Origin of the sequence: Pseudonocardia sp., assembly GCF_050250275.1 — a bacterium.
Lineage (GTDB): Bacteria > Actinomycetota > Actinomycetes > Mycobacteriales > Pseudonocardiaceae > Pseudonocardia.
Window position 1 is genome coordinate 61,382 of the sequence record NZ_JBFWOY010000001.1, and the last position, 19,919, is coordinate 81,300.

At 71.9% G+C, this 19,919-nt stretch carries 19 protein-coding genes; 2 read left to right on the forward strand and 17 right to left on the reverse strand.

Going from position 1 to position 19,919, the window contains the following annotated elements; all coding sequences use genetic code 11:
- The first annotated feature begins 68 nt into the window (after nucleotides 1-68).
- Nucleotides 69-1,166, forward strand: coding sequence for a hypothetical protein (locus AB7F12_RS00330; RefSeq protein WP_428498614.1), 1,098 nt, complete (start codon nucleotides 69-71; stop codon nucleotides 1,164-1,166).
- A gap of 460 nt (nucleotides 1,167-1,626) precedes the next feature.
- On the forward strand, nucleotides 1,627-2,499 hold the full coding sequence (locus tag AB7F12_RS00335) for an alpha/beta fold hydrolase (RefSeq protein ID WP_428498613.1): 873 nt from the start codon (nucleotides 1,627-1,629) through the stop codon (nucleotides 2,497-2,499).
- A gap of 10 nt (nucleotides 2,500-2,509) precedes the next feature.
- Here the strand turns inward: AB7F12_RS00335 and AB7F12_RS00340 are convergent, their stop codons facing one another.
- The 17 genes from AB7F12_RS00340 to AB7F12_RS00420 form a co-directional block, all read right to left on the reverse strand.
- Nucleotides 2,510-3,265, reverse strand: a complete 756-nt coding sequence (locus AB7F12_RS00340; protein ID WP_428498612.1) for a FadR/GntR family transcriptional regulator — start codon at nucleotides 3,263-3,265, stop codon at nucleotides 2,510-2,512.
- Nucleotides 3,266-3,347: 82 nt separating this feature from the next.
- Nucleotides 3,348-4,049: an ABC transporter ATP-binding protein gene (locus AB7F12_RS00345; RefSeq protein ID WP_428498611.1), complete on the reverse strand. Its 702-nt coding sequence runs from the start codon at nucleotides 4,047-4,049 to the stop codon at nucleotides 3,348-3,350.
- Nucleotides 4,046-4,837, reverse strand: coding sequence for an ABC transporter ATP-binding protein (locus tag AB7F12_RS00350; RefSeq protein WP_428498610.1), 792 nt, complete (start codon nucleotides 4,835-4,837; stop codon nucleotides 4,046-4,048). Before AB7F12_RS00350 ends, AB7F12_RS00345 begins: the two co-directional genes overlap by 4 nt.
- Nucleotides 4,834-5,892 carry a branched-chain amino acid ABC transporter permease gene (locus tag AB7F12_RS00355; RefSeq protein ID WP_428498609.1) on the reverse strand — a complete coding sequence of 353 codons (1,059 nt, stop codon included), beginning with the start codon at nucleotides 5,890-5,892 and terminating at the stop codon, nucleotides 4,834-4,836. Before AB7F12_RS00355 ends, AB7F12_RS00350 begins: the two co-directional genes overlap by 4 nt.
- Nucleotides 5,893-5,918: 26 nt before the next feature.
- The gene (locus AB7F12_RS00360) at nucleotides 5,919-6,791 is read right to left on the reverse strand and encodes a branched-chain amino acid ABC transporter permease (RefSeq protein ID WP_428498608.1); all 873 of its coding nucleotides are present in this window, start codon (nucleotides 6,789-6,791) and stop codon (nucleotides 5,919-5,921) included.
- Between the two features lie 28 nt (nucleotides 6,792-6,819).
- A complete protein-coding gene (locus AB7F12_RS00365; protein WP_428498607.1) occupies nucleotides 6,820-8,004 on the reverse strand; it encodes an ABC transporter substrate-binding protein in 1,185 nt (394 codons plus the stop codon).
- Between the two features lie 60 nt (nucleotides 8,005-8,064).
- Nucleotides 8,065-8,811 (reverse strand): SDR family NAD(P)-dependent oxidoreductase, encoded by a 747-nt coding sequence (locus tag AB7F12_RS00370; protein WP_428498606.1) that lies wholly within the window; start codon nucleotides 8,809-8,811, stop codon nucleotides 8,065-8,067.
- Between the two features lie 28 nt (nucleotides 8,812-8,839).
- Nucleotides 8,840-9,628 (reverse strand): enoyl-CoA hydratase/isomerase family protein, encoded by a 789-nt coding sequence (locus AB7F12_RS00375; RefSeq protein ID WP_428498605.1) that lies wholly within the window; start codon nucleotides 9,626-9,628, stop codon nucleotides 8,840-8,842.
- On the reverse strand, nucleotides 9,625-11,277 hold the full coding sequence (locus AB7F12_RS00380) for an AMP-binding protein (RefSeq protein WP_428498604.1): 1,653 nt from the start codon (nucleotides 11,275-11,277) through the stop codon (nucleotides 9,625-9,627). Before AB7F12_RS00380 ends, AB7F12_RS00375 begins: the two co-directional genes overlap by 4 nt.
- Entirely contained in the window at nucleotides 11,274-11,861 is a 588-nt protein-coding gene (locus AB7F12_RS00385; RefSeq protein ID WP_428498603.1) for a VOC family protein, read from the reverse strand. Before AB7F12_RS00385 ends, AB7F12_RS00380 begins: the two co-directional genes overlap by 4 nt.
- Nucleotides 11,858-13,024 (reverse strand): acyl-CoA dehydrogenase family protein, encoded by a 1,167-nt coding sequence (locus AB7F12_RS00390; RefSeq protein WP_428498602.1) that lies wholly within the window; start codon nucleotides 13,022-13,024, stop codon nucleotides 11,858-11,860. The genes AB7F12_RS00385 and AB7F12_RS00390 overlap by 4 nt, the downstream gene beginning before the upstream one ends.
- The gene (locus AB7F12_RS00395; RefSeq protein WP_428498601.1) at nucleotides 13,021-13,821 is read right to left on the reverse strand and encodes a citryl-CoA lyase; all 801 of its coding nucleotides are present in this window, start codon (nucleotides 13,819-13,821) and stop codon (nucleotides 13,021-13,023) included. Before AB7F12_RS00395 ends, AB7F12_RS00390 begins: the two co-directional genes overlap by 4 nt.
- A complete protein-coding gene (locus AB7F12_RS00400) occupies nucleotides 13,818-14,855 on the reverse strand; it encodes an acyl-CoA dehydrogenase family protein (RefSeq protein WP_428498600.1) in 1,038 nt (345 codons plus the stop codon). The genes AB7F12_RS00395 and AB7F12_RS00400 overlap by 4 nt, the downstream gene beginning before the upstream one ends.
- 10 nt (nucleotides 14,856-14,865) lie before the next feature.
- On the reverse strand, nucleotides 14,866-16,023 hold the full coding sequence (locus AB7F12_RS00405) for an acyl-CoA dehydrogenase family protein (RefSeq protein ID WP_428498599.1): 1,158 nt from the start codon (nucleotides 16,021-16,023) through the stop codon (nucleotides 14,866-14,868).
- The gene (locus AB7F12_RS00410; protein ID WP_428498626.1) at nucleotides 16,020-17,066 is read right to left on the reverse strand and encodes an HpcH/HpaI aldolase/citrate lyase family protein; all 1,047 of its coding nucleotides are present in this window, start codon (nucleotides 17,064-17,066) and stop codon (nucleotides 16,020-16,022) included. Before AB7F12_RS00410 ends, AB7F12_RS00405 begins: the two co-directional genes overlap by 4 nt.
- A 70-nt stretch (nucleotides 17,067-17,136) precedes the next feature.
- On the reverse strand, nucleotides 17,137-18,348 hold the full coding sequence (locus AB7F12_RS00415) for an amidohydrolase family protein (RefSeq protein ID WP_428498598.1): 1,212 nt from the start codon (nucleotides 18,346-18,348) through the stop codon (nucleotides 17,137-17,139).
- Nucleotides 18,349-18,481: 133 nt separating this feature from the next.
- Nucleotides 18,482-19,711 carry an MFS transporter gene (locus AB7F12_RS00420; protein ID WP_428498597.1) on the reverse strand — a complete coding sequence of 410 codons (1,230 nt, stop codon included), beginning with the start codon at nucleotides 19,709-19,711 and terminating at the stop codon, nucleotides 18,482-18,484.
- Nucleotides 19,712-19,919 lie beyond the last annotated feature (208 nt).

Consider the following 19,919-nt stretch of genomic DNA (forward strand, 5'->3'; position numbering starts at 1 on the left):
CGCCCCACGGCGCGGAGCTCGCCGCGGCGGAGGCGTTCGTCGCGTGGGCCCGCGTCGCGGCGCCCGACGTGTCGTGGCGGGTCGACCGGGTCGGTCCGGCGGGCGGGAACGTGGTCGGCACGGTCGGCACCGGCTCGCCTGCGCTCCTGCTCGCGTCGCACCTCGACACGTCCCTGTCCGGTTCCGATGCGGACGACGCCGCGATCACCGGGCGCAGCGATCCGCTGCCCACGCTGCGGGTCGACGGCGACACCGTCGCCGGGTTCGGACTCGGGGTCGCCCGGGCGCCGGCCGCGGCGGCCGTCGCCGGGTTCCTGCTCGCCGCCGCGGGCCGCCCGCACCGATCGGTTCAGCTGCTGCTCGCGAGCGCCGGAACCCACCGCAGCACCCTGCCCGGACCCGTTGCGGCGCAGGAGGTACACCCGGCGTCGAGCCAGGGCGCTCTCGCCCACCTCGCCACCGGGCCGCGTCCCGACGCCGTCGTGATCGCCAAGTGCGGGCCGCCCGCCGTCCTGCGCGCCGAACCCGGGGCCTGCTACCTGCGGCTGCGCGTCACCGGTGGTTGGGGCGCGGCTCTCGCACCCGCGTCGGCCACACCCGCGGGCGGCATCCTCACCTCGACGGGCACGATCCTCGCCGCGGTCGCGCGCTGGCGGGAGGCCTACGTCGCCGCCCGCCGGGGCCGTGCCGACGGCATCGGCGGCGAGGCCGGGATCGGTGCGCTGCACGCCGGGAGCAGCCAGAAGCCCGACCTGCTGCCCGCGGTCGTCGACCTGCGGCTCTACGTCGTGACCGTCCCCGGCGACGACCCCTCGTCGCTCGCGGCGTCGCTCCGTGACGAGGTGGACGCCGCGCTGCCCGGCTTCGCTGTCGACGTGACCGCGGAGACCCTGCACGCCGCGGGCGTCACCCCCGCCGACCGGCCGGTCGTCGCCGCGGCCGTCGACGCCTGGACCCGCCACTGCGGCAGCCCGCCCACCGAGATCCGGGACTGGACGGGCAGCACCGACGGCGTCGTCTTCCGCAGCGCCGGGATCGACACCGTCCGCCTCGGCCCGACCAGCACCCCCGACCCCGACGACCCGCGCGTCGACCGCCTCGACCTGCACCGCCTGGACGCCTTCCGCGACGCCTACGCCGACATCGCGGTCCGGTCGGCGTCATGAGTCGCGATGCTCTCCGTCGGAGATCCGGCCGCTGACGTGGCCGCCCCGCCCGGTCCGGCCTCGCGACCGCCCGCAGCTCCTCGGTGAGCCACGCCCGACCGCACCCGACGTCCGGATCGCGCCGCCCCCGGGTGCGGAGATCCCCGCGTCATCCTCATGGATCACGCGGCAGGGTCCCGTCGTCAATAGCCTGGCGCCGTGACCTCGGATCCGGGCGACCGCCGCGCGTCGGCCGTCGCGGAGATCCTGGACAACCGGCTGCTCCTCATGGCTCACGCCCGGCCGGTCACCCCGCGCCACCCGAGCCGCACCCTGCTCGACCCGAGTCTCTTCCGGATCGGCCCCTTCACCGGGGCCGTCGCTCTCGGGTTCGCCGTCGCCGCCCTGCTCGCCCTCGCCGCGGCGCTCCTCGCCGCCCGGATGCTCCCCCACGTCACCGGAAATCGGAAAGGACGCAGTCATGATCGATACGAAGACGGCCCGGACCCGGCTCGGCATCGTCGAGTACGCCGTCGTCGGCACCGGAGCCCCGGTCGTCGTCCTGCACGGCAGCCCCGGGGGTGTCGACGCCGCCGCGCTGATGGCGGGTTTCCTGCCCCGCGACGAGATCGCCGCCGTCCTGCTCTCCCGCCCCGGCTACCTGGGCACCCCGCTCGACGGCCGCACCACCGCCGACGACCAGGCCGACCTCGTCGCCGCCCTCCTCGACGAGCTCGGCATCGCCCGGGCCGGCGTCTTCTCCTGGTCGGGTGGCGGGCCGAGCGGCTACCGCTTTGCCGTCCGCCACCCCGACCGAGTCGACGCACTCGTCGCCTTCGCCGCCGTGAGCGAGTCCTACAGGCTGCCCGACCAGGACCTCGCCACCCGGCTCATGTTCACCTCGGCCCCCGGCCGGTGGCTGATGCGGTTGCTCGCCTCCCACCAGCCCGAGCAGTACGTCCGCGGCGCGCTCTCCGCCGAGGGCGACCTGACGCGGGAGCAGCTCGACCAGCGCGTGGCCGAGGTCTTCGCCGACCCCGTCAAGCGCGACTTCGTCCTGGCCCTCGGGCCGACCGCCGAGCAGGACAGGACCCGCCGGGCCGGGTTCGCCAACGACATCGACCGGTTCGCCGAGATCACGAGCCTCGAACTGGAGAGGATCGCCGCGCCCACGCTGGTCGTGCAGGGCACCGCCGACGCCGACCTGCCGCCCGAGCACAGCTACCACGCCGCCGCGGCGGTGCCCGGTGCCGAGCTGCTCACCCTCGACACCGGCACTCATCTGGCGCTCTACACCCACCCCGACGCCGCCGCCGCGCAGCAGCGCGTCGTCGACTTCCTGCTGCGGCGGTGACGGCGGCAAATCAGAGTGCCTGCTCCCAGCGCAGCGGCGCCTGCAACGTCTCGCGGTAGCGGCTCTCCAGGTAACGCCGGAAGTCGACGACGTGGCTCCGCATCAGCTTCTCGGCCGCGTCGGCGTCGTTGTTCCGGATCGCCTCGTAGATCTGCTCGTGCGCGGTGAGCACAGCGCGCTGGCGACGCTCGGAGTAGTCGATGCCGAGCGCGGTGCGGTCGGTGATCCAGTGCAGCGACGTGGTGAGCAGCCGGAACAGGTCGTTGCCCGCGCTCCAGGCGATGAGGTCGTGGAACTCGGCACTGCTGCGCAGGAAGGGGTCGACGTCGCCGATGGTGTTGCGCATCTCCTCGACCGAGGCCCCGAGGTTCTCCAGCTGCTCCATCGTGGCCCGCTCGGCGGCCAGGCCCGCGGCGCGGGGCTCGACGACCTCCCGCACCTCGATGACCGACGCCAGCGGCGTCCGCAGCACCTGCATCTGCATCGTGATGATGCTGCCGAGGTGCGAGCCGTCCTGGGCGCCGACGACCAGCCCTCCCCGTGGGCCCGACTTCGTCCACAGCACGCCCTGGATCTCGAGGAACCGCAACGCTTCCCGGAGGACGCCCCGGCCCACGTTGTAGCGCTCGAGCAGTTGCTTCTCGGTCGCGAGGATGCTGCCGACCGGGTGGTCGCCCTCGGCCAGCTCCTCGATGATCGAGTGCGCCAGCAGCATCGCCGTCTTCGTCGGCTTGTGCTGGCGCTGCAGCGCGGCGGCGCGCGTCACCGCCCCGTCCCTGCTCGCGTGCTGTGGAACCTCTACCACGTGTGTGTCCCCTGGAATCGTCGGAGAAGTCGAGAATCAACTCTCAAATGCCCATGTACGCCTTTCTGATTTCCCCACTGGCGAGCAGTTCCGCGGACGGACCGGACAGCTCGACCCGACCTTCGACGAGAACGTACGCGCGGTCGGAGACGTCAAGGGCGAGTGCGGTGTTCTGCTCCACGAGCAGCACCGTCACTCCTTCCTCCCGCAGCGATCGGATGATCGCGCCGATCTCGGCGACCACGAGTGGAGCGAGCCCCAGCGTCGGCTCGTCGAGCAGGAGGAGCCGCGGTTTGCTCATGAGCCCGCGCGCGACCGCGAGCATCTGCTGCTGGCCACCGCTGAGCGACCCGGCCGGCGAGTCGAGGAACGTCTCCAGGACAGGGAACCGCCGAACCGCCTCCTCGATGCCCTCGCTCGCGGAGCGCCGCACGAATGCGCCCATCTCCAGGTTCTCGCGCACTGTCATCGCCGGGAATACCTGACGACCTTCGGGAACGTGCGCGACGCCGTCCCTCACTATCTCATGCATAGGGCGGCGGTCGATCCGCGTGCCGTCGAACATGATTTTCCCACGATGTGGGCGGTGAAGGCCGGAGAGCGTACGCAGGGTCGTCGATTTCCCCATTCCGTTGGAGCCGAGAAGGGTGACGACCTCGCCCTGTTCGACATCGATGCTCACACCACGCAGAACGGACGAATGGCCGCGCCGGACGTGGATGTCGTCGATGCTCAGCCAGCTCACGCCGTGGCCCCCTGTCCCAGGTATGCGGTGACGACCCGCTCGTCGTTCGCGATCTCCGCCGGGGTGCCGTCGGCGATCATCCGCCCGGTCTCCATGACCATGACGCGGTCGGACACGCTCATGATCAGCCCCATGTGGTGCTCGACGATGCAGATCGTCACGCCGGACCCGCGGATCGTCGCGAGGTCCTGCTTGAGGAGCTCGACCTCCGCGTCGTTGAGACCGGCTGCCGGCTCGTCCATCAGCAGCACCGTCGGCGACGCCGCGACCCCGAGCACGAGGCCCAGCCGTTTGCGCAGGCCGTAGGGCAGGTCCCCCGCCGCGACCTCGGCGTGTGCGCCCAGGTCGAAACGTTCGAGCAGCTCGTCTGCCAGGCCGCGGCGTTCGCGGGCCCGACGGCGCGCGGCGGGCGACCCGAGAAGGTCCGCGAGTACCCGCGACGGGACGACGGTGTGCGTCGCCGTCACCAGGTTCTGCCGCACGGTCAGTGCCGCGAACACCCGCGGCTGCTGGAAGGTACGGACGAGCCCCGACCCGGCCCGGGCCGTCGCCTTCGCGGACGTGATGTCGCGCCCTCGCCAGGCGATCGATCCCGAGGTGACCGTCAGGAACCCGCTGAGCAGGTTGAACACCGTCGTCTTCCCGGCGCCGTTCGGCCCGATCAGGGCCGACACCTCTCCGGCGCGCAGCCCGAAACCGACGCCGTCGACGGCCGCCACCCCGCCGAACTTCTTGACCAGGTCCGTGCACTCCAACAGCACCTCGCCCGGCGCCACGTCCGCGGTCATGCCTTCGCTCCCTGGTTCTCACGGGTCGGCGGCGGCGGTTGCGCCGCGGCGGGGTCATCGTCGTCGGTCGGAGCCGGGCGCTCGGGCCGGCGCCGCAGTCGACGCAGGTCGATCCCGAGCAGTCCCTTGGGCGCGAACAGCACCAGCAGGATGAGCAGCGCACCGAACACGCCGTCGCCCCACTCCCCGCCCACCTCGAGCCACTGCGTGATCGCGATGTACACGACGGCCCCCAGGACCGGTCCGAACCGGAAACCCCTGCCGCCCAGTACGACCAGCGCGATCATCGCGATGACGGCGGGCAACCCGAAGAAGCCGGGCGAGATGTAGCGCAGGTACGTCGCGTAGAGGATGCCGCCGATCGCGGCGATGACCGCGCTGACCATGAACCCGACCAGGCGGAACCGCAGCGGTTCGATGCCCAGCGAGCGCGACAGCGTCTCGTCCTCGCGCAACCCGTTGAGCGCCCAGCCGGTGCCGCTGCGCTCGATCCGGCCGATGAAGGCCAGCACGGCCGCCAGGAGCACGAAGGCGAGCAGCACGAACCCGCCGGTGCGCGACGTCAGGTCCCATTCCAGCGGCCCGAGCGAGATGGTGCCGATGTCGAAGTTCGACTTGATCCCCGTCGAGCGGCCGGCGAGCTCGCTGCTGGAGATGACGCGCACGACCAGCAGCGCGAACGCCAACGTCATGATCGCGAAGTAGAACCCGGACAGCCGCAGGCTGAAGTAGCCGACGACGACGCTGAACAGCACCGTCAGCGCGATCGCGAGCGGCACCGCCGCCCAGAACGACCAGCCGTAGCGCGTGGTCAGGATCGCCACCGAGTAGCCGGCGACGGCGCCGAACCCGACCTGGGCCAGCGAGAACTGGCCCGCGTAACCCCAGATCAGGTTGAAGCTGCTGCCCCACAACGCCCAGATGGCGACGAGGCTGCCGAGGTGGATGTACGTGGGGTCGCCGATCGTCGCGAACAGCACGGCGAGCAGGACCACACCGATCCACCCGATCCGGGTGGGGTGGGTCAGGAAGGCCTTCACAGGACCGCTCTTCACAGGACCGCTCTTCACAGGGCCGCTCTTCACAGGGCCGTCTCCAACCGGGCGCGAAGCAGTCCCTGAGGACGCCAGAACAGGATGAGGATCAGGAACGCGAAGACGAGCACGTCGGCGAGCGACGACGACAGGTACGTCGTGCCGAAGCTCTGCACCGTGCCGATCACGACCGCACCGAGCACCGCACCGAGAGGGCTGCGGGAGCCGCCGAGGATCAACGCCGCGAAGCCCATGATCAGCGGGCCCTCGCCCAGCGACGGCTCGATCGGGTAGACCGTCGCCATCAGCACGCCGGCCAGGCCGGCCAGGCCGGCACCCGCCGCGAACGCGATGTGCCGGATCCGCTCGACCCGGATGCCCATCAGCCCGGCGGCCTCGTCGGCCTCCGCGGTGGCCCGCATCGCCTTCCCGGTCCGGGTCCGGCGCAGGAAGTACGACAGCGCCACCAGGACGACGACCGTCACCACGATGACCAGCAGCCGGTTCCCCGAGATGCGGACGCCGGCGATGTCGATCACCGCGTCGATCGGTGCGGGTACCCGGCGCAGGTCCGGGCCGTAGATCACGTGGAACGCGTTCTCCAGGATCGCGACGAGGCCGAGCGAGATGAGCAGCCCGTTGATCGGCTCGTCCCGGACACGGGCGAACAGCGCCATGTCCAGGACGACGCCGAGGACGACCAGCCCCGCGACGACGATCGGCAGCGCGACCCAGAAGCTCGCGCCGATGTCGACGATGCTGGACAGCACGTAAGCACCCAGCAGGATGAGCTGGCCGTGAGCGAAGTTCACGACGTCCAGCAGGCCGAAGATCAGGGTCAGGCCGAGGGCCACCAACGCGTACAGCGCTGCCAGCATCAGCCCGTTGACCATGGCCTGGAAGAAGAGCTCGCTACTCATCTCGCTACACCTTCGCCGGTCGTCGTCGTCAGCCGACGTAGGAGCGCTGGCCGTCGACGATGAACTGGTGCTGAATCGGGTAGTGGGCCTGGTGCTTCTCGTCGTACGTCAGGTCGAGCGCCCGGGCCGGGTACCGGGTGACCTCCGGCGAGCTCACCAGCGTGCGGGAGATGGCGTCGAGGTCGTCGACGGTGCCCGCGACCTGCATCGACCGGGCGAGCATGTTGACCGAGTCGAAGTAGATGAGCGACCAGAACGAGCTCGGGCCCGGGTCCTTCTCGAAGTGCGCCTTGTACGCGGTGCGGAAGGCGTCGAGCGAGGTGTCGGCAGGATTGTCGACGGCACGGGTCACCATCGTGACCATGGCCTTCGTGACCGCCGGGAACTTGCCGAAGGGCGCCTGCGAGACACCGGGGCTGCCGATGAACGCCGGCGTGGTGAAGCCGGCTGCGGTGGCCTCGGTGAGGATCGGCTCGACCCAGCGGTCGAGCGGGCCGACCACGACGACGTCGGGGTTGAGCGCCTTGAGCTGGGTGACGTACGGGGCGAAGTCGACGGTGTCGGCGCCGAAGCGCTCGTTGTAGACGACCTGCACCCCGGCGGCCTCGAACGCCGTCTTGAACCCGTTGCCGTGCAGCTCACCCAGCGGGTCGTTGGGCAGCAGAATGGCGGCCCGTGTCGGGCGGAACTTCTCCGCGGCCGCGTCGGCAGCGTTCTTGATCAGGCCCTCGGGACCGGCCTGCGGGTTGATCGGTGAGAACAGGTTCTGCGCCTCCGGTTTGCCGACGAGTGACGTCGCCACACCGGCCGCCGAGAACACGAGGGCGTCCGTGCCCTGCATCGACTCGTAGGCGGGCGAGAACACCGAGGAGATTCCCGGACCGAGGACGAACCTGACGCCGTCGCGGGAGAACTCCTGCGCGATCCCGATCGCCTTCTGCGGGTCGGTCTCGTTGTCGCGCTCGACGGCCTCGAAGCCGTAGCGCTTGCCGTCGACGGTGATGCCACCGTCGGCGTTGACCTGGTCGATCGCGAAGCGTGCCGAGTCGCGGAAGGGCGCGCCGTTGCTCGCGGCAGGCCCGGTGACGGACTCGTTGATGCCGATCTTGATCATCTCGTCGAAGTCGCCGCCCGCGGCGGCCTCCGAGCCGCCGGAGCCGCTGCCGCACGCGGCGACGAGTGTGAACGCGAGTGCGACGGGCAGCAGCGTCATTGCGCGGCGACCGCGTCGGAATCTGTGAGTCATCGTTGACCCTTTTCGTCGAAGGGGGTGTCAGAGGCGTGCGGACTCGCCGCCGTCGAGCACGTACGTGGTGCCGGTGAGGAAGTCACCGTGGGGTGAGACGAGATAGGCGACGAACGAACCCACCTCCGCCGGGTCTCCCATGCGTTGCACGGTGATCCGTCGGGTGCGGCGGGCGTACTGCTCGGGGTCGGTCAGCAGGTCCCCCTGCATCCCGGTCGCGAACGCACCCAGTGCGAGGGCGTTGACGCGGACCCCGTCGGGGGCGAGCTCGACCGCGAGCGCTTCGGTGACCCGCAGCAATGCGGCCTTCGACGCCGAGTAGGCGGCGACCGTGCGCTGTGCGCGCAGCGCTGCCGTCGACGCGATGTTGACGATCCGGCCGCCGCCGGCGGCACGGAACGCCGGCAGTGCGGCCAGCGCGAGCGCGACCGGGGTCAGCAGGTTGACCTCGAACACGTCGCGCAGTGCGACCAGGCCCTGGGTCTCCAGGGTCCCGGTGGGTGCGATCCCCGCGTTGTTGACGAGGATGTCGACCCGCCCGGCGCGGTCGAGCGCCGTGTCGAGCAGCGCGGTCGCGCCGTCGGGGTCACGCGCGTCGAACTCGACGCCGATCGTGTGGTCGGCGATCGCCTCGACCGCGTCGAGGCCGTCGCGGGTGCGGGCGGTGCCGACGACGGTGGCGCCCTCATCGGCGAGCGCCGTCGCGATGGCGAGCCCGAGCCCGCGACCGGCGCCGGTGACGACCGCGACGCGGTCCTTCAGCCCGAGATCCATCGGGCCTCCCGGGCCTGCGCGCGCGGACTCACGTCGCCGCCATGCGGAACTGCGGCTCCCGCCGTTCCAGGAGCGCCTGCGCCCCCTCGTGGAGGTCACCCGACGAGAAGGACCGGACCAGGGCCTCCAGCCCGGCGACCATGCTGTGGCGGCTCATGTTCCACCACACGTTCGCCGACATCTTGGCGATCTCCAGCGACCGGGGGCTCGCCTTCGCCAGCTCGACCACGATCGAGCCGACCTCGGCCTCGAGGTCGTCGCGGGGCACGACGCGGTTGACCCAGCCGCGGGCCATCGCGTCGGCGGCGGTGTGCCGCCCGCCCAGCATCATCGCCTCGCGGGCGTGCTTCTCTCCCATGGCCAGCGCGAGGACGCCGGTACCGCCGAGGACGGGCGCGCTGCCGACGCGGACGCTGTTCATCGAGAACCAGGCGTGCTCGGCCGCGACGGCGAGGTCGCAGGCTCCGACCAGTTCGACGCCTCCGCCGACGGCGGGCCCGTTGACCGCGGCCACCACCGGCAGCGGATGGTTGCGGATCGCCTCGAACAGCTCCAGGCTGCCGAAGTAGAGGGCCCGGATCTCGGGGTGGGTCGCGGACGCGATGTCCTCCAGCAGCCCGCCGGCACAGAACGAGCGCCCGGCGCCCGTGAGCACCGTCGCCGCCGCGCCGGAGGCGGCACCCTCGTCGAGGGCGGCGATGATCGCGCGGCGCATCGGCTCGTCGAAGGCGTTGGCGCGGTCGGGCCGGTCGAGGGTGACCCACCACGCGTCGCCGCGACGCTCGGTGCGGACGCCCTGCCCCAGGGGCGCCGTCACGACGCGTCCCGGTCGGCCGTCGTCGCACCGACACCCTCGGCCCGCAGCTTCGCCTTCTCCACGCGCTGCGTCGGGGTCTTGGGGAGTTCGTCGACGAACCGGATGTAGCGCGGCACGGCGAAGGCGGGCATCCGGCCGTCGCAGAACTCCCACAGTTCCGCGGCGTCGACCTGCGAGCCGGGGGCCCGGATGACGACGGCCATCACCTCTTCCTCGCCGCCACGTTCGTCGGCGGGAACGCCGATGACCGCGCACTCCCGGACGCCGTCGTGCTCCAGGACGGCGAGCTCCACCTCGTAGGAGCTGATGTTCTCCCCGCGGCGACGCAGGGCGTCCTTGATCCGGTCGGCGAAGAAGAACCAGCCGTCCTCGTCGCGGCGCATCGTGTCGCCGGTGCGGAACCAGACGTTGCGCAGCGCCTCGACGGTCTTCTCCGGCATGCCGTAGTAGCCGAGGGTCGTGATCCACGGGACCTTCGGGCGGACGGCCAGCTCGCCGATCTCCCCCGCAGCCACCTCGTCGTCGGTGTCGGGGTCGAGCAGCGTCACGTCGTACCACTGGTCGAGCGCGAGCCCGCACGCCCCGGTCGGGCGGTCGGCCCCGTAGGGCGTCGCGATCGGGGAGGAGATCTCGGTGGTGCCGAAGCCCTCGACGATCGTCTCGACCCCGAAGCGCTCCTTGAACTGCTGCTCCAGCGTCCACGCCGTGGGGGTGGCGTTGACGCAGCGCAGCCGGTGCGCGGCGTCGTCGGCCGTCGGCGGCTGCTTCCAGAGGAACTCCATCATGACGCCCATGAGGTTGGTGACGGTCGCGCCGTACTCGCGCAGCCAGCCGACCCAGGACGACGCCGAGAACCGCCGCTGGATCACCGTCTTGGCGCCGGCGACGAGCGCGGGGTAGACCGTCACGAACTGGGCGTTGCCGTGGAACAGCGGCAGGCAGGTGAAGTAGATGTCGTCGCTGGTCAGGCGCGTGATGTGCGCCCACTCCTCGGCGAAGAAGTGCATGTGGGCGTGGGCCATCATCACGCCCTTGCTCAGCCCGGTGGTGCCGGAGGTGAAGAAGACCGAGGCGAGGTCGCGCGCCGCGATCGTCGGCAGTTCCGTCGCGGGTTCGGCCGCGAGGAGCTCCTCGAACGTCGTGGTCGCCCATCCGGCGCCGGCAAGGGCGGCGAGGGCCTCGTCGCGACCCTCGGCGTCGAGGACGACGACCGTCGCGATGCTCGCGCAGGCGTCCCGCTCGGCGACGAACCGCTCGGCGAACTGCGGCTCGATCACCGCGCAGCGGGGTGCGGTCGTCGACACCTGGTGGGCGAGGAAGCGCCCGGAGTACGCGGTGTTGAGCGGGACCTCGGCGATGCCCGCGAGGGCGGCGCCGAACCAGGCCCGGACGTAGTCGGCCCGGTTGTCGGACATGATCAGCATCCGGTCGCCGGGCGCGAGCCCACGGGCGAGCAGGGCTCCGGCCACACGCTCGGCGTCGTCGAGCATCTGCCGGTAGGTGAAGGCGAGCCCTTCCGACGGCGACTCGAGGAACACCTTGTCCCCGTAGCGCTCGGCGTTGGCGCGCAGCACCGTGGGCAGCGACCAGTCGGCGCGGTCGGCGAACACGGGGTCGAACCGGCCGTAGGTCTGGATGGTCCCGGTCACGTGGTGGCCCTTCCTGCGCGGTACGTCTCGGTCGCGCGCACCATCGCGTCGCGCAGCGGCCGCACGGGGTCGCGGCCGTCCCAGCCGCGGGCCTCGCGCTCGATGTCGGCGAACATCACGCCCTTGGCCCCGTCGGCCTGCGACAGTTCGATCACGGTCCCGGGGTGCACCGTGGCGTCGAAGTAGACGAACGGCTCGCCGATGCCCGGCGTCCGCCCGGCGTGGAGCTCGACGAACCCGAGCTCGCGCAGCGCCGCGTCGTCGCGGGCGAAGTCGTCGGTCCAGAACCCGAGGTGGTGCAGCCCGGAGCCGTGGAGCGTGCGGAAGTCGTGGAAGTCCGAGGGGCCGTCGGAGACCAGCTCGATCAGCTCGACCTGCACCGGCCCGAAGGAGCCGAGCGCGAGCCTCATCGTGATCGGCGCCGGCCTGCCGCGGTGGCGGAAGTCCTCGATCTCGAACCCGTCGGCGACGAAGAACGGGCCGACGCCCAGCGTCGTCGTCCAGAACCGGACGGCGGCGTCGAGGTCCTCGACGACGTACCCCGTCTGTTTCGGGACTCCCAGGATCTCGCGTGCGGTCCTCATCGGGTGACCTCGTGGCACAGCTGCTGGGCGATCCCGAGGCGCAGCACCTCGGAGGCGCCCTCGTAGATCCGCATCGCGCGGGACTGCCGGTAGCAGCGCTCGACCTGCGATCCGCGGACCAGGCCCCAGCGCCCGCACACCTGCACCGCGCGGTCGACGACGCGCGAGCAGGCCTCGGTCGCGGCGAGCTTGGCCAGCGACGAGTGCTGCAGGTGGGCCCGCGGGTCGGCCGTCGCGAGCCGGGCCGTGTGGTAGGTGAGCAGTCGCGCCGAGGCGACATCGGCCCACGAGTCGGCGAGCAGCCCGGCGACGGGACCGAGCTTCGCCAGCGGCCGGCCGAACTGCTCGCGTCCGGTGGCATGGCGGGTGGCCTCGTCGAGCGCTCGCTGGGCGAGCCCCACCGCTCCGGCGGCGACGCTGATCCGGAACATCGCCAGGGTGCCGAGCGCGACCTCGAACCCGGCGCCCGCGGGGCCGAGCCGCGCCGACTCCGGCAGCTCGACGCCGTCGAACCGCACCCGCCCGACGACGTGCGGGGCCAGCAGCTCCGGCACCGGCGACGTGGTCAGGCCGGGGGTGTCGGCCTCGACGACCACCGCGGAGAAGCCGTCGCCCTCACGCGCCACGACCTCGTAGTAGCCCGCGATCCCGGCGTTGGAGATGAACGACTTCTCCCCCTCGAGGTGCAGCCGTCCGCCGCGGGCCTCCAACGTCGTCGACATGCGCTTGACGTCGGAGCCGGCGCCGTCCTCGCTGACCGCGAAGGCCGCGAGGACCTCGCCCGCGGCGACCTTCGGGAGCCAGTGGTCGCGCTGCTCGTCGGTGCCGACGAGTGCGATGCCGTGGCTGCCGATGCCCTGCAGTCCGAACAGCGAGTCCGCGTGCGAGGACACCCCCAGCAGGGCCTCGCGAACGACGCACACCGAGACGGGGTCGACGCTCTCCCGGTGACCACCCCAGCGGGCGGGCACCATGTGGCGCAGGATCCCGCTGTCGCGCAGGACGTCCAGCGTCGGCTGGTGCAGCGTCGACATCTCGTCGGCCTCGGCGGCCAGCGGCGCGAGGTCGGCGGCGACGCGGGCGGCCTCGTCCATGACGTCGCCGTGGCTCTCCCGCAGACCCGGCACGGCGTCGAACACCGGCGGGGCGATGGTCGCGGTCACGTGGCTGCTCCCTTCCGGTCCAGCGCCCGCAGTGCGGGGCCCGTGTACTCGATCTCGTCGGCGGGGGCGTGCCGCCAGCGCGCGCCCTGGTCCAGCTCCTCGACGACGTGCGCGGCCAGTCCCGCCGTGCGCGGTGCGATCACCAGCCCGCGCATGGCCCGCCACGAGAAGCCCAGGTCGAGCAGGACGGCGGCAACGGCGCCGGTGACGTTGGGCGGCAAGCTCTTCCCGACCTCACGGGTGATCACCGCGGCGAGGGTGCGCAGCAGCCGGGTCGCGTCGCCCGCGGTCCCGCACTCGTCGGCGAGGCGCAGCAACGTCCCGGCGCGGGGGTCGCCCTCGGGGTGCTGGGGATGTCCGAAGCCCTCGAACCGCATCCCTGCGCTGTGGCGGGCCCGGACGTGGTCGGTCGCGACGGCCTCGATCTGCTCGTCCCCGGCGTCGGCGCCCGCGCGCTCCAGCAGCGCCACCAGTGTCTCGGCCAGGTCCTCGCCGGACCCGCCGTGCCAGTCGGCGATGCTGAGCACGCCGCCCGCGATGGCGGCCTGCATCGGGGTGCCGCACGTCGCGAGCTCCCGGCTGATGATCGTGCTGGGCGAGATGCCGTGCTCGATCAGCGTCACGAAGACGGCGTCGAGCATGCGGCGCCGGTGCAGGTCCGGCAGCTCACCGGTGTGGACGAGGAAGACCATGTCGACGAACGACACCTCGCCGACCAGTTCCGAGAGCGGGTACCCGCGGACGAGGACGTCGTCGACGTCGACGCGGGCGATCGCGGTGGACCAGGGCGTGTTCACGACGGCTCCGGCAGCAGCAGGTCCATCTCGAGTGCCGAGCGCAGCAGGTCGAGCTCGTCGGAGATGGGCAGCGGCCATGCACGCGCCTGCTGCGCGGCCTTGACGTAGTGGTGGACGGGGACCTCGGCGGTGAACCCGACGCCGCCGTGGACCTGCAGGGCTCCCTCGGCGGTGTGCCGGAACGCCTCGTCGGCGAGGACGCGCGCCGCGGCGGCCACGGTCCGGTCGTCGTGGTCGACGGCCCGGGTGGCGAGCGCCCGGGCGTGGACGAGCTCGATGTAGCAGCCGGCGAGGCGGTGTTTGACCGCCTGGAACGAGCCGACGGGCTTGCCGAACTGCTTGCGGGTCTTGACGTACTCGACCGCGATCTCCAGGACCCGTTGCGCCGCACCGACGGAGAAGCACGCGAGCAACCCCTTGGCGCGGTTGTGCATCCGCTCGTGCAGCTCCGGGCCGTGAGCGACGGAGAGGTCGGGCACGACGCCGTCGAACGTCACGGTGTAGGAGGCCCAGCTGGGGTCGATCACGGGTTCCTCGACCATGTCGGCGACCCCGGGCGCCCCGGCGGCCACGAGGTGCGTCCCGGTGCTGGTGACCAGGCACCAGCGATCGACGTGGCGACCGAACCGCACCCGTGCCACCGTGCCGCTCAGCGTCCCCGTCAGGGGGTCGTGGACCAGCTCGGCACCGGCGAAGGCGACCGAGCAGAGCACCCGACCGTCGAGCAGCGACGGGAGCTGTTCGGGCGCGGTGGCCGCGAGCAGCTCGACGACGACCAGCTGGTCGAGCCACGGGCCGTGCACCAGGGCCCGGCCGGCCCCGGCCGCGATGGCGGCGGCCGCGGCGGGCGGCAGGTCGAGGCCGCCGAGTGCGTCGGACAGGCCCTGACTGAAGAAGCCCAGGTCACCCATGTCCTCGTGCAGCGGCCGGTCGACTACGGGCCGGTCGGCGACCGCGTCCACACGCCGGTCGAAGAACCGGTCGACGTGGCCGCGGATCTCCGCCAGCTCGTCCTCGGCGAGCGTGCTGGTCACTGCGTCCTCCTCATCGTGGGAGGCCGAGTCCACGCTCGGCGATGATGTTTCGCTGGATCTCGCTGGTGCCCGCGTAGATGGTCGTGGCGCGGCCGGCGAGGTAGGAGCTGGTCCAGGCCGCGCCGAGCCCGTCGCCGAACCCCGGGACGGTCAGCTCCAGCTCGGCGCCGAGATCGGTCATGCCCTGGTAGGTCTCGCTCCAGAACACCTTGGACGCGTTGGTCTCGACACCCGGGACGCCACCGGCGTCGAGCGCGGCCATGTTGGCCTCGACGACCGCCTGCAGCGCCATCGCCCGGGCGTGGATGCCGACGACACGCTCCTTGGCCCGTGACGGCACCCGGGTGGCGTTGGCCCGGATCTGGACGACGAGGTCGCTGACGTTCCTGGTCAGCCGCACCTGGCGCGCCAGGAAGTTGATCGACCGTTCGAACCCGAGCGCGGTCATCGCGAACTTCCAGCCGTCGCCCTCGGCCCCGAGCAGGTCGGCGTCGGCGACGTGGACGTCGGTGAGGAACACCTCGCAGAAGTCGGACCCGCCGGTCATCTGCCGGATCGGCCGCTCCTCGACGCCCGGCGCGTCCATGGGCACCGCGAACGCGCTGATCCCTGCGTGCGGGCGGACCGTCGGGTCGGTGCGGGCCAGCACGACGCAGCAGTCCGCATACTGCCCGAACGACGTCCACACCTTCTGGCCGTTGATCCGCCAGCCCCCGGGCACGCGTTCGGCGCGCGTCGAGAGCGCCGACAGGTCCGATCCGGCCCCCGGCTCCGAGAAGCCCTGGCACCAGATGGCCTCGCCGCGCAGGATCGGTGGCAGGAAGCGGCGCTTCTGCTCGTCGGTGCACAGCACGTCGATGGCCGGGCCGATGATGTCGACGCCGAGGCGGTTCAGCGGGTCGGGCGCGTCGGCACGGGCCGCTTCCTCGGCGAACACCAGCCGCTCGCGATACCCGCCGCCGCGGCCGCCCCACTCGCGCGGCCACGCCAGCCCCGCCCAGCCGTCACGGGTCAGGACGCCGGCGTAGCGGCGCCGCTCGGCGAAGTCCTGCTCCTCCGTCAGCGCGCAGCCGGGGACGCGATCGAGGCACACCTCCGCGGCCAGGACCTGCTCGAACCAGCCCCGGATCTCGGCGCGCAGCGCACGGGAGCCGTCGGTGTCGGTCACGTCGACGCTCCCGCGAGGGTCGCGTCGATCCGGGCGTCGCGGGCGGCGGCGGCGTCGGCGAAGTCGACCATCGCTCGGCACTGCTTCCAGCTCGCGTCGTCGGTCATCCGGCCGTCGATCATGCGGACCCCCGAACCGTCCGGGAGGGCGTCGAGGACCCGCCGGGCGGCGGCGACCTCGTCGGCGGGCGGGGTGAACACGCGGCGCGCGATCTCGATCTGGGCGGGGTGCAGCGACCACGCGCCCACGCAGCCCAGCACGGCGGCTGCCCGGAACTGGACCTCGCAGCCCTCCGGGTCGGAGATGTCGCCGAACGGGCCGTAGAAGGGCAGCAGCCCGAACGCCGCGCAGGCGTCGACCATCCGCACGATCGAGGCGTGCCACAGATCCTGGACGACACTGGCCCGTGCCGAGGTGTCGCCGTCGTCCATGGTGCGGTAGCCGGGGTGCGGCCCGCCGGGGCGAAGGGTTCGCATCCGCCGTGACGCCGCCAGATCGGCCGGGCCGAAGCTCATCCCCTGCATCCGTGGGCTGGACGCGGCGATCGCCTCCAGGTTGGTGACACCCAGCGCGGTCTCGACGATGGCGTGCAGCCCGATCTGGCGCGTCAGGCCTGCCCGCGCCTCCAGCTGTGCGAGCAGCCGGTCGAGGAAGTGGATGTCGCGTGGCCCCTCGACCTTGGGGACCATCAGGACCTCGAGGTGTGCGCCGGCCTCGGACACCAGCGTCGTGACGTCGTCGAACACCCAGGGGCTGTCGAGGGCGTTGATACGGCACCAGACACGAGCTCCGTCGAGCACGCCCGATCGGCAGGCCTCGACGAGGCCGGTCCGGGCGGTGTCCTTGCGGTCGGCCGGAACGGCGTCCTCGAGGTTGCCGAGCAGGACGTCGACCCGGCGGGCCAGGTCCGGCAGCTTCGCGCGCATCCGCTCGTTGCCGGGATCGAAGAAGTGGATCATCCTGGACGGTTCCGCCGACACTGCCGGAGCCGGACGCGGGGCGCCCACGCACAGCGGTTCGAAGAACGCGCGAGGATTGCGCAGTTCGATCATCGTTGACTACTCACTCGTCGTGGAGCGGGAGCATCCGCGTCCGGATCGGCGGCCTGGTCGCTCAGCTGGTGAACCCGAACCGCTCGAGGCTCAGCGCACGGATCGCGTTGAGGCGGGTCAGCTTGTCGACCTCCGCCTGGTTCAGGCCGTTCGCCGTGGACATCTTCTCGATGGTCGAGCGGGTGTTCGGGAAGCTGCCGTCGGGGTGCGGGTAGTCGGTCTCGAAACAGATCTGGTCCATTCCGACGACGTCGCGCATCCGCAGGCCCGTGTCGTCGTCGAAGATGCAGTGGAAGACGTTGTCCGCCATGTAGGACGACGGCTTGTGCTTCAGGTCGGACCCGAATGCGTTGTTGCCCCGCTCGGCCCACAGCTTGTCGGCGCGCTCGAAGACGTAGGGCACCCAGCCGGCCTGGCCCTCCAGGTACATGAGCTTGAGCCGGGGGAACCGCTCCAGCGTGCCCGAGAAGACGAAGTCGAGGATCGAGCCCATCGGGTTCACGAAGAGCATGCAGCTGGACACGATGAACGGCGAGTCGTCCGAGGTCGCGTAGACGCGGGACCCGGAGCCGATGTGCATGGCGACGGTCGACTGCGTCTCCTCGCAAGCCGCGAACAGCTTGTCCCAGTGGTCGGTGTGCAGCGACGGGAACCCGAGGTTGGCGGGGTTCTCCGAGAACGACAGGGCGACCGCGCCCTTGTCGGTGCAGCGCTCGAGCTCACGCACCGCGAGGTCGACGTCCCAGAACGGCACGATCACCGCGGGGAGTAGGCGGTTGCGACCTGCGCCGCCACCCCATTCGTCGATGATCCAGTCGTTGTAGGTCTGCAGGCACCAGAACGAGAGGTCCTTGTCGGTGCGCTCGGAGAACGTCTGGCCGCAGAAGCGGGGCAACGTGTTCGGGAAGCAGAGGGCGGCCTCGACGCCGTCGTCGTCCATGTCACGCAGGCGCTCGGACTGGATCCAGGCGCCGGGCCGGATGATGTCGTAGTTGGTGGGGACGTTGTCGACCTCCTCGACGCCCACCGAGGCGAACGTCTGCGAGAACGGCCACTCGTAGTCCTCGTAGAGCCAGAAGTCGCAGGGGTCGCCGTCGGCGCGGCGCTCGACGACGTGCTTGCCACCGGCCCAGCCGAATCGGGCGTTGGCGCGCTCGACGCGCGGCACCCGGTCCTTGATGCTCGCCGGGGCGGCGGAGGTCCAGAGATCCGGAGGTTCGACCGCGTGATCGTCCACGGAGATGACCTTCGGAATCGTGAGGCTGTCGTCCATGTCACTCCTGCATCTCGACGTTGAGGCTGCGCGATGGAGTGAACGCTGACATTCAGGTACCTCAAATGTCAAGATATGACTGGCGCGGCGGACCTCAACCGCCCGAACCTCCGGACTCTGCGGCGGTGGCGGTTCAGCCCCGGTCGACCACCGGCGTGGCGGGTCGACCCCGGCCGGTGAGCGCGACGATCGGGACGATCGCCAGCGCGAAGGCGGCACCGGCGAGAGCGAGTGCGGGGAACCCCGCCGCGGCCACGACGAGCCCGGACGCCAGCCCCGCACCGCTCCCCGAGATCGCGATGCCGACGTCGACGGTGCCCTGAGTGGTCGCCCGCCGCTCGAGCGGCACGGCGTCGGTGATGATCGCGGTGCCGCTGACCAGGCCCAGGTTCCAGCCCACCCCCAGCAACGCCAGGGCGATCGTGAGGACGACGAGCGACTCGCCGGGCGCGACCGCGGCCAGCACTCCGGCGGCCAGGAGCGTCACCCCCGACGCGACCGCGACCGGGACGGCGCCGACGCGGTCGACCAGGCGCCCGCTGATCGGCGAGGGCAGGAACATCGCCGCGACGTGGATCGCGATCACCAACCCGGCCGCGCCCAGGCCGTGACCGTGCGCGGCCATGTGGATCGGCGTCATCGTCATGATCGCGACCATCACCAGCTGCGTGAGGATCATGACCGAGGCGCCGAGGACGACACCGCCCTTCCTCGCCTCCGGCGCAGCGGCCTCGACCGCCGCCGCGGGGACGGCGAGCTCGCGCGCCCGCAGCAGCGGGTCGGGGCGCAACAGGAGCCCCAACACCAGCGCCGCCACCGCGTACGCCGCCCCGGCCAGCAGGAACGGCCCGGCCAGCGGCGGAATGCCCCATGCCCCGGCCAGCGTCCCCATCGGTGCGACCAGGTTGGGGCCGAGGACGCCGCCGAGGGTCGTCGCCACCAGTACGGCGCTGACCGCGCGCCCGCGCCGCGCCGGTTCGGCGAGGTCGGCGCCGGCATAGCGGGCCTGCAGGTTCGTCGCCGTGCCCGCGCCGTAGACGAGGAACGACGCGAACAGCAGCGGCACGTTCCCGATCACCGCCGCGATCACGACGCCCACGCACCCCAGTGCGCCGACCGCGTAGCCCCAAGTCAGCCCGGCCCGACGCCCGGCCCGGTCGGACAACCGGCCCACCCCGGCCGCCGCAGCGGCGGACCCGACGGTGAACAGGGCGGTCGGCAGGCCGGCGAGGCCCGTCGTGTCGAGCATGTCCTGGGCCAGCAGCGCCCCGACGGTGATCCCGGCGGCGAGCCCTGCGCCGCTGAGGATCTGGGCGGCGACGAGGACGCGGAGGATGCGCCGCTGCTCCGGCGGCTCGGTCATCGCGTCCTCCGCTCGGCCGGATCGTCGGGTCACGATATCCGTCGCGGTCCGGGCACACCCGACGGCGATCGAGGGGGCGACGTGACGCCGCGGCCGGGAATGTGACGGGCGTCCACCCGCGCCACGCCACCCTCACCGTCGACGGCGCACCGCTCACGGCGGGCGGCGCATCCGCCGCCGCACCGTGCTGCGCGACGGCCCACCGCGG